Annotated in this window: 1 protein-coding gene; it reads right to left on the bottom strand. The window is 57.3% G+C overall.

Annotated features, from left to right (window positions below; all coding sequences use genetic code 11):
• Window positions 1–158 precede the first annotated feature (158 nt).
• A partial coding sequence (locus JG676_RS08110) for a hypothetical protein (protein ID WP_200217913.1) occupies window positions 159–440 on the bottom strand: 282 nt, incomplete at its 5' end.

The following is a 440-nucleotide window of genomic DNA, read 5'->3' as shown; positions in this document are numbered from 1 at the left end:
ACTTCATCATGCGCAGGGTCTGCGCCTCCACGGTGGAAGACAACGCGACGACACCAAGCAACGCAACGAGACTGCTCAAAGTTTTACGCATCGCTTTTCCCTCGCCTTCCTTGTCATCCGCCTTCTTGTCATCCTGAGCGTCTCTGTCCGCTCCAGCTTCAGAAACTCGCATCCAGCCCTTTGTAGAAGGTGTTCTGGTAGATCATGTGCGGGCGCATGCCCTTCAGCTTTTTGCTCGAGACCTCGTGCATGTTGATGTTGAGCACGGGCATCCACAGATGTTCGTTCATCACCTTCTGCTGCACCAGGGCGTAGAACTTCGTGCGGTCCTCGGGCGTCAGCGCGGCGCGGCCGTGCTTCAGCCAGTCGTCGGTCTCGGCGTCCTTCCAGTTCATCCGGTTGGGCGTCGGGATGTTGGCCGAGTCGAAATAGATGTTCAT

The organism is Campylobacter sp. 2018MI34 (assembly GCF_016598975.1).
Lineage (GTDB): Bacteria > Campylobacterota > Campylobacteria > Campylobacterales > Campylobacteraceae > Campylobacter_D.
The sequence above is the reverse complement of the archived record's forward strand: the minus strand, read 5'-3'. Positions and strand labels throughout refer to the sequence as shown.